At 62.6% G+C, this 9,194-nt stretch carries 6 protein-coding genes and 1 pseudogene; 4 read left to right on the top strand and 3 right to left on the bottom strand.

The window, feature by feature from the left end; translation table 11 throughout:
- A partial coding sequence (hemN, locus tag EOD07_RS12285; RefSeq protein WP_127235637.1) for an oxygen-independent coproporphyrinogen III oxidase occupies positions 1–1,334 on the top strand: 1,334 nt, incomplete at its 5' end.
- A 449-nt stretch (positions 1,335–1,783) separates the two neighbouring features.
- On the opposite strand, the gene EOD07_RS12280 is transcribed toward hemN, so the two are convergent.
- Together EOD07_RS12280 and EOD07_RS12275 are read right to left on the bottom strand one after the other, a co-directional pair.
- Positions 1,784–2,893: a tellurite resistance/C4-dicarboxylate transporter family protein gene (locus EOD07_RS12280; protein ID WP_127235636.1), complete on the bottom strand. Its 1,110-nt coding sequence runs from the start codon at positions 2,891–2,893 to the stop codon at positions 1,784–1,786.
- A 110-nt stretch (positions 2,894–3,003) separates the two neighbouring features.
- On the bottom strand, positions 3,004–4,161 hold the full coding sequence (locus tag EOD07_RS12275; protein ID WP_127235635.1) for a cytochrome P450: 1,158 nt from the start codon (positions 4,159–4,161) through the stop codon (positions 3,004–3,006).
- A 296-nt stretch (positions 4,162–4,457) separates the two neighbouring features.
- Between EOD07_RS12275 and EOD07_RS12270 the strand changes: the two genes are divergently transcribed.
- Positions 4,458–5,270, top strand: a complete 813-nt coding sequence (locus EOD07_RS12270) for a ferritin family protein (RefSeq protein WP_164772206.1) — start codon at positions 4,458–4,460, stop codon at positions 5,268–5,270.
- Positions 5,271–5,604: 334 nt separating this feature from the next.
- On the opposite strand, the gene metB is transcribed toward EOD07_RS12270, so the two are convergent.
- A complete protein-coding gene (gene metB / locus EOD07_RS12265) occupies positions 5,605–6,786 on the bottom strand; it encodes a cystathionine gamma-synthase (protein WP_127235633.1) in 1,182 nt (393 codons plus the stop codon).
- 686 nt (positions 6,787–7,472) lie between these two features.
- Between metB and EOD07_RS12260 the strand changes: the two genes are divergently transcribed.
- On the top strand, positions 7,473–8,726 hold the full coding sequence (locus EOD07_RS12260) for a nitrate/nitrite transporter (protein ID WP_127235632.1): 1,254 nt from the start codon (positions 7,473–7,475) through the stop codon (positions 8,724–8,726).
- Between the two features lie 24 nt (positions 8,727–8,750).
- Positions 8,751–9,194, top strand: a pseudogene (gene narZ, locus EOD07_RS12255) (nitrate reductase subunit alpha); the annotation flags it as partial.

Genomic DNA, 9,194 nt, shown 5'->3' with positions numbered 1-9,194 from the left:
AAAAACATGGGGGGGCGCGCCTGCCGCCCTACACTAGCTCCCCGCCATCGCCGGAGTTCTCGCCTACGGTCGGCTCCGACACCTATGCCGCATGGCTATCAGGCCTACCGTCGGCTGCCCCCGCCTCGCTCTATCTACACGTCCCGTTCTGCCGCTCGATGTGCTGGTATTGCGGCTGCCACACCACGATCACCGCCAAGGATCAGCCCGTCGTCGAGTATCTGGATTTGCTGCGCAAGGAGATCGACATGGTCGCCACGCGAGCGCCCCAGCCGCTTCCGGTCGACAGGGTGCATTTCGGCGGCGGTACGCCCACCATCGTCGCGCCAGCGGGTTTCGTCGCGCTGACGGACCTCCTTCGTGATCGCTTCGGGTTCGCCGACGCAGCGGAAATCGCCGTCGAGGTCGATCCGCGCACGTTGACGATCGAGATGGCGGGCGCCCTGGGGGGTGCCGGGGTCAGCCGCGCCAGCCTGGGTGTCCAGAGCTTCGACCCTGTCGTCCAGAGAGCGGTGAACCGCGTCCAGAGCGAGGAGACCACGATCGAGGCAGTCGACCGCCTGCGCCTGTCGGGCGTAAGCGGCATCAATTTCGACCTGATCTACGGCCTTCCGCATCAGACCGTCCGTTCCTGCATCGACACGGCCAACGCGGCGGCGGCCATGCGACCCGACCGAGTCGCAGTGTTCGGCTACGCGCATGTGCCGTCCTTCAAGAAACACCAGCGAATGATCGATGAAGCGGCCCTGCCCGACGGCGTCGCTCGCATGGAGCAGGCACTGGCTATAGCCGAAGCGCTCGTTGCCGCGGGCTACGTCCAGATCGGACTGGACCATTTTGCGCTCCCCGACGACGATCTCGCGCAGGCGGAAGTGGCGGGAAAGCTGCGGCGCAACTTCCAAGGCTATACCACCGACAATTGCGAAACGCTGATCGGATTCGGCGCTTCCGCCATAGGCCACACCCACCACGGCTACGTGCAGAACCAAGTCGGCCTCGGCTTCTATGCCGGTTCGATCGCTTCCGGGCAATTGGCGACGGCCAGGGGCTACCGGCTGACTGCCGAGGACCGCCTGCGTGCGGAGATCATCGAGCGCCTCATGTGCGATTTCAAGGCCGATGTGCCGGCGATCTGCCAGCGACACGGGTTCGATCCGGCTGGGCTGCTCGCCGGCAACCGGAGACTTTCCGAACTTGTCGAGGATGGCGTGATCGACCTGGCCGGAGGCACCATCCATGTTCGGCGAGACCATCGGTTCCTGGTTCGCGCGGCGGCGGCGGCCTTCGATGCCTACCTGCATCGGTCGGCCCGCAGCCACAGCCAAGCCGCTTGACATTGGCGAGGCACGAAACGGCTTGGCTGGCACCGCCGAAGCAGAATGACCGCGCCGGCAAGCGCCCGGCCCCAATCAGCGCACTCGAGACAGCCAAACAACGATGCCCAGCGGGGCGTCGAGCGCAGCAAGCAGGAATGAATGTGCATGGGGAGGACAAATTGACATTTCGCAAGGCTCTGGTGCCGATCCGCCTGGTGGCGTTGCGGCCCATCGGAGCAATTCCGAAGCGCGAAGCCGAAGACATAACACTACGGTGCCAACGAGTTGTTTGCGCCAGCGCAACTTGCAGCGGAATGAGGCATTATGTTCGCTTTATGGACAACGTCCTGCTTGGGCGATGAGGCAGCGGAGGTGGACCTTAACCAAGAAAAGCCTGGCTTGCCGCCCGACGACTCATGGGTCTTCACCGCCACCCCAAACACGTTCGTTTTCCGAGAAGTCGCAGCTCATTTCTTCGTTGTATCGCCAGTGCCCTGCAAGCGGTGGGAACAAGCTCTATTGCTGCTCAGAATGCTGACGAGCCCACGCAGCATGCCGAAGAAGGTAACGGTCCAAGCCGACAGGGCGATATAGAGGAAGGCGCGCGGCAGAGGCGCGAGGAAATCGAATTCCATGGCGTGGCCCATCTGCCAGGTACATGCGGCATACATGCCAAGGGGAAACACTGCGCCCCAATAGAGCGGATCGTAGCGGAAGGGAAAGCGCTCGTAGCCGTGGCGCCAGATCCCCAGCAGAAGGAGCATGGGTATCCACCACGTTCCCGTCGCCCAGTAGAAGACGGTGAAGCCTTTCAGGAAAGGCAAAAGCGACATCAGGTAGGGCGCGTGCGGGGCGTTCAGGATCAGCAGCGAGCCGGCCAGCGTTGAGATGGCCATCGCCCCCATGTTGATCCAGTAAGGCGGAGCCAGGTCACCCGGTGAGAAGCGGAAGAAGGCATAGCGATAGAAGATCAGCGACATCATCCAGATGTAGAGCATGCCGCCCCACAGCCACATCGACAGGGCCACGAGGTTGAGCTCGAGTCGGTAGGGCTGGTCTATGCGTGCCGCCAACAGCGCGCTGGATACCGACAGCGCCTGCGTGGCCACCACCGCCAACAGCCAGCCGCCGTTGATGCCCTCGTCGAGGGTCGGCTTCTCGCGCCGAACGGTGAAGGCGGTGAAGATCGTGTAGGTCAGGCACACCCAAAGCAGAATGGCCAGCAGCCACAGCGCCTTGCCGATGACGATATTCTCGCGCAGCACCATGAACTGACTGGCGAGGATGCCGGTGCCGGCCACCGTGGTGAAGTAACCCGGCCCGGTCAGGTGAGCGACCATATCGCCGAAGAAGCGGCGCGGATAGCGCCAGGCCCGCAAGGCGTACAATACGCATAGCACGGCATATTGCCCGATATTGAGATAGAACAGGCCGAGAGCAATGGTGTAGTGCTCCATCATGAAGGCCGCCAGCGAGACGATGCCTGTGGCCATTACCAGTCCGAAATAAGCGGGCGACATTTCGGCAAGACCCGAAGAATATTCCACCGCCTGCCGGGTTCGGCTGTCGGTTGTCATGGCTTCCTCGCCCGTTGTGGCCCTGCCGCGCCCGGCATCACCCTCCCCGCTGGAGCATGTCGGAATGAGTTGCAAGTGCCCGTTTGGACAACGCGTGCCGCCTCCATGAACTAAATGATGAGCATGGGCAGACTGGAAAACCCGCTTGCAGGATAGATGGCGATCGTTGGCTGCGTGCCCGATGCCAATACTATACTGCGGGTCCGCCCCAGCAATTCCTCCATAACGACGCGCAGCTCCAGCCGCGCCAGTTGCGCGCCCGGGCAGACATGGATGCCACGGCCATAAAGGAGGTTCTGCGCGGGGTCGCGATCGAGGCGGAATTCGTCAGCATCGCCAAAGACCGCCTCGTCGCGGTTCGCCGATGCCCACATAAGCGTGACCCGCTCTCCTGCGGCGATCTCACGCCCTCCGATTTCCACCGACCTTGTCGCCACCCGCCGGTTGGAGATGAGCGGCGCATGCATCCGCAATATCTCGTCGATGGCTGCGGGCAGCAGATGCGGACCTTCCCTAAGCCTCTGCTGGACCTGCGGGCTCTCAGCGAGATAGTGGCCCAGGATTCCGACGCAGGCGGTGATGGTGCCCAGTTCGCCGACGGTCCAGTTGCGCAGAATGCTGACGATCTCCTCGTGGTTCAGCGGCCTGTCGTCCACCCTTTCCCTCAGCAGATCCGAGGTGATGTCCTGCGGCGCGGCTGCGCCGGCATCGCGCCGCGCTTCCAGCAACTGGCTGATATAGCCATCGAACTCGAGCGCTATGGCGGCCATCGCGCTGGTGTCCCTGGCCAAGGTGGCCTCATGGTTCTTCCGAACCCACTGAAGCAACGGCTGATGCAGGCTGTCCGGCCAGCCGAGAAACGCGCACTGAATTCGTACGGCGAAGCGCTGGGCAAGCTGCGTGACGAGGTCTATCTCCACGCCTCTCTCCAGGCCGTACACGAGATCGGCCGAGATCGTCCGACAAAGGGGCTCGAAGGCTTCGACGCGCTCTGGCTCGAAATGGCGCTCGATCAATCGCCGGTATGCCGTATGCCGAGGCGGATCCATGCCGCTCGGCACCGACAGATGGCTGGAGACGACGCTGCTGAACGTCTGGTGATCGTCCAGCGCCCGCACCACGTCCTCGTGTCGGAACAGCGACCAACCCAGATAGTCGCTATATGCCACCGGGCAGCGGCAGCGCATCGCGTCGTATGCCTTGATCTGGTTGGAAAGAACCATATCGGACCGGGGGTCCCAGTCTGGTCGCGGTTTATCTGGCGTCATCCTCGTGCCTCCCAGCAACGTCGCGAGACGCACGTCTGTGTGCGTGCAACTTTTCGCGCATTCCAGCACCCGCGGTCATCATGCAGTGCGCGATGCCACGGCATCCGTCCTGTGCATGGACGTATGTACCGTCACGCTCCCTTCAGTCGCTTCAGGACGGACATATCGGCGGTCTTGCGGGATGTTTCTTTGATGAAATGCAAACAAGCGCTTCAACAGAACCAATATGGTCGACCACCAAATTGGGGAAGGCCATGTCCCGCTTGATATCCGAACCGAAGGAGTCGATCCGGTCAATGGGCGAGCTTCTCGCCGTCGCGCTGGCGATGGAGAAGGAGTCTGCAGACAGATATGCGGATCTGGCCGGGCGCATGCGCGCAGCTGGCCGACCGGAGCTGGCAGAGATCTTCGACCGCCTAGTTTACGAGGAGTTGGGCCATGTAGACATGGTCATCGGCTGGTCGCAGCAGATTCACCACCGGATGCCAGAAGCGCCGGCCGATGCCGCGCCGCAGGACATTTTCGACGAGGAAAGCATCGGGCTCGTCTCGCCCGAATTGGTCGATGCCTATCGCTCGCTGGCCATCGCCGTCCGCAACGAAGAGCGCGCCTTCGCCTTCTGGTCCTATGTCGCCGCCGATGGAGCATCTCTTGAAATCCGAGAAGCCGCTGAACGGATGGCACGCGAGGAACTGGAACACGCAAAGACACTGCGGGGCGAGCGCCGGAAAGCCTTTTTCAAGGATCGCCGCCCGAGGATGGCAATCCAGGAACCCTACGATCTGTCCAGTCTGGAAATGGAGGTCTGCACACGCCTTGAGGAATATGCCGGCATGAAAGAGAACACTGACATCAAGAACAAATACCGGGATCTTGCCCTTGAGGCCCGCATGCTGTCCCTCGATCTCGGATCGGAGCCTCTTCAGATCCCCGCGCCTGTCGGGCCGCCGTCGCCGCGATCCTTGGATGCGCTCTGCGAGTGGCTGGCCGACTATTATATCGATGCCGGCGAACACCTGCTTTCGCAGGCCGCCCGCGACAAAGCGCAGACCCTGGCCACCATCGCTGTCAAGCGCCTTGCGATCGTCCGCGATCTCGTAACAAGATAAGTAGAACCTAGCCCAGCCGCTGGCACAATTGCCGCTCTGAAGAGTGATCCACCACCAACGCGTCATGATCGGCCGATGAAGGCGATAACGGCTTCGGAGACGGCGAAGTCGCGCTAGCGCTTTGCGATTGGCTGTTTGCCGAGCAGTTGGAAAACCCTCGCCACGATCGTGCCCTCGATGGTACTTCAGATGGCCAGGGTCCTGGCGGACGAGGAGGGCGCGCCAAGCGAATTCGAGCGCAGCACCGGCTGCGGGTGCCTAACCGGAATTCCGGTTAGGTACAGGTGGGGCACCCTCTCACGAACCAGGCAGGTCGGCTCGATGTGCCGCAGCCTCACAAAGGCTGATCTGACGCAGCCCGTGATCCCGCGGCGGCAAGACCATGCTCCAGATCCGCAAGGAGATCGGCCTCGGCCTCAAGTCCGACCGAGAGGCGCAGCAAGCCGTCAGAGATACCGGCCGACTGACGTGCGTCCGCTCCCATGCTGGCATGGGTCATGGTTGCCGGGTGCGCGACGAGGCTTTCGATGCCGCCGAGCGACTCGGCGAGCGTGAATATCCTCACGGTCTCCACAAAGCGGCGCACCGCCTCCAAGCCGCCGGCGAGCTCGAAACTCAGCATCGCGCCAAAGCCGTCTTGCTGGGCCTTCGCCAGGGCATGTCCGGGATGAGAAGCAAGCCCCGGATAATGCACCGCGCTCACCGCCTCGTTCTTCTCGAGAAAGTGAGCAACCGCGGCAGCGTTCGCCTGCTGGCGCTCGATGCGCGGAAACAGCGTCCGAAGGCCGCGCAGCGTCAGATAGGCATCGAACGGCGAGCCGGTCACTCCGATGAGGTTGGCCCATGCACGAAGCTGCTCTGCGTCATTGGCGGCACCGCAGACGACTGCGCCGCCTACGATGTCGGAGTGACCATTCAGGTATTTCGTAGTGGAATGGATGACGAAGTCCGCGCCGAACTGGAGCGGCTGCTGCAGTGCCGGCGAGAGAAAGGTGTTGTCGACGGCCACCTTCGCACTGACAGCCTTCGCCTGTCGCGCGATCTCGCGAATGTCGACGACGCGCATCAACGGATTGGACGGTGTCTCCACGAGTACCAGAAAGGGCCTGCGGGAGAGAGCCTCGGCCAGCGCGGCAGCGTCGGACTGATTGACGAACACGACGTCGAAATGTCCCTTGTCGCGTCGCGCCGAAAGCAGTCTGTACGTCCCGCCATAGCAATCATGGGGCGCGACAACCAGATCGTCACGACCGGCAAACGACAGAACGAGATCGACCGCCGCCATGCCGGATGACGTGATGACCGCGCCGATGCCGCCCTCGAGCTTGGCCAGCGTGTCGGCGAGAACGTCCCGGCCAGGATTGGCGGTACGGCTGTACTCGTAGCCGCGGTGCTTCTCGAAGCCGGAAAAGGCAAAGGTGCTGCTGAGATAGAGCGGTGGTGTCACCGCTCCATAGTTCGTGTCCGAAGCGATGCCGTTAGCTGCCGCAACGGTCCGGCGATCTCGCTCCCGCATCCTTCTGTCTGTCCGCCCCCTTCTCGCATCCCTTGGTGCTCCCCTTGGCCAGCGGCAACTTTTGGCGGTTATGTTCGACGATGACAAACGAATAATATTGCTCGCTTAGCGCAAAAATTTTGTACTTAATGAGACAGAAAACAACTGTTCCCGGGCAGTGACAAAGAGCGCCCGAAAGATCTCGTCACGGCGCCTGCCCCTCTCGCCCGGGTCAACCAAAGTTGTTGGGTTGCGTTTCGTCATTCACTCGTTATCAATATGGTCGGAAGGCGTGGGAAGCAATTGTCGCGTGAGGGAGGCAGCGTTGCTCCGATCTGCGATCGTGTCGTTTCTGGTTGCTGGATTTTCATCCTTGGCGGCTAGACTCCGAGGAGTGTCCGACCTAGGCGCGACCCTCTGGCGCCCAATTCGCTCAACATCCTCCAGCCGCACGTGCGATGTCTTTCAGGAGGCGCGGCTTTGCTGGAGGCTCGTCAAGCGCGGCCGACCCCTCCTACCTGCAATCGGCATTGACGGGGGACCCGTGTCATTTCCGTCGAGCCACCAACGCACGGCCATCGGTCGACCGCAGCAGCGGAGCGCATCTTCAATGGCCAATCGTGGGTGCGTTACGTCGCAACGTCCAGGAAGGGGGGGTTCGGTGACCGACCGGACGGTCCGAGGCAGGACGGGGGCCGAGCGCTAGCATGCCGGAAGCCCGAAGCCTCGCAGTATTGCTGGTCAGCACGTGGGCCTTCACGGTCTGCTTCGCCGTCTGGATGATGTTCGGCGTGACCGGAATCCCTATCCGCGAGGAACTCGGGCTCGACGCCACGCAATTTGGGCTTCTTACGGCGACCCCGGTCCTCACCGGCGCGCTCTTCCGCCTGCCGCTCGGCATCTGGACCGACCGGTTCGGCGGGCGGCTCATCATGCTGCTTCTGCTGGTCGGCTGCGCCGTTCCGTTGTGGCTGTCCGCCTACGCAACCGCGCTCTGGCAGCTTCTACTGCTCGGCCTTGCGCTTGGGCTCGTCGGCGCGTCCTTTTCCGTAGGCACCCCCTATGTGGCACGGTTCTTCCCGAAGGAGCGCCGCGGCTTCGCCATGGGTTTCTTCGGCGCCGGTACCATAGGCGCGGCGCTCAACATGTTCGCGGCGCCCATCTTGATCGACAACTACGGGTGGCAGGCGGTACCCAAAACCTATGCCGTCTGCCTCCTTGCGACCGCAGCGGTTTTCTGGGTCTTCTCCGCGCCTGATCCCGGCGCAGGCAAGGCCGGCTCCTCCGTATCGCAACAGCTGGCGGTGCTGCGCGATCCGCGCGTCTGGAAATATTGCCAGTATTATTCGATCGTGTTCGGAGGCTTCACGGCGCTATCGGTGTGGATGCCTCAGTATTTTCGCAGCGAGTACGGCTTCTCCATCGCCCAAGCCTCGCTGCTTGCCGCGAGTTTCTCGCTGCCAGGCGGAGCTTTCAGGGCGCTGGGCGGCTGGCTGTCCGATCGTTTCGGCGCCCATGCCGTCACCTGGTGGGTCCTGTGGCTTGCCTGGATTTGCCTGTTTCTTCTGTCCTACCCGAGAACGCAGCTGACCATTTTCACCGTCAAGGGGCCGGTGAGCTTCGCCATCTGGCTCGTGCCATGGCTGTTCACGCCGCTCCTGTTCGGGCTCGGCATCGCTTTCGCCTTCGGCATGGCCTCGACCTTCAAATACATCGGCGACGATTTTCCTGACTCGATAGGCGCGGTGTCGGGCATCGTCGGCATGGCTGGCGGCCTTGGGGGCTTCCTGCTTCCGATCATGTTCGGCGCCATCCTCGACCTGCTTGGAGTCAACTCGAGCTGCTTCATGCTCCTCTACGGGATCGTCTGGGTATCGTTGATCCTGATCTACCTGACCGAGGTGAGGCGCGCCCCGGTCATGGGCGAAGACACTGCTCAGCCAGCGTCGGTGCAAACCTGACACTCCAGCATAAGGAATAGCTATATGAGCCACTTCCTGGAACGTCTCACCTACCTCAGCCGGCGCCGTGAACCCTTCGCGGACGGACATGGCGAGCTGCGCGACGAAGACCGGATGTGGGAGGAAGGCTACCGGCAGCGCTGGCAGCATGACAAGATCGTGCGCTCCACCCACGGCGTGAACTGCACCGGCTCCTGTTCATGGAAGATCTACGTCAAGAGCGGAGTGGTCACCTGGGAGACGCAGCAGACGGACTATCCGCGCACGCGCCCGGGCATGCCCAACCACGAGCCGCGCGGCTGCTCGCGCGGGGCCTCCTACAGCTGGTATCTCTACAGCGCGAGCCGCATCAAGTATCCGATGGTGCGCGGTCGCCTCGTGGGCGCCTGGCGCGAGGCGCGCAAGACGCTCGGACCCGTCGAGGCGTGGGCCTCGATCGTCGGCGACGAGAAGATCGCGAAGTCCTAC

The sequence above is a fragment of the Mesorhizobium sp. M2C.T.Ca.TU.002.02.1.1 genome (genome assembly GCF_003997225.1).
The sequence above is the reverse complement of the archived record's forward strand: the minus strand, read 5'-3'. Positions and strand labels throughout refer to the sequence as shown.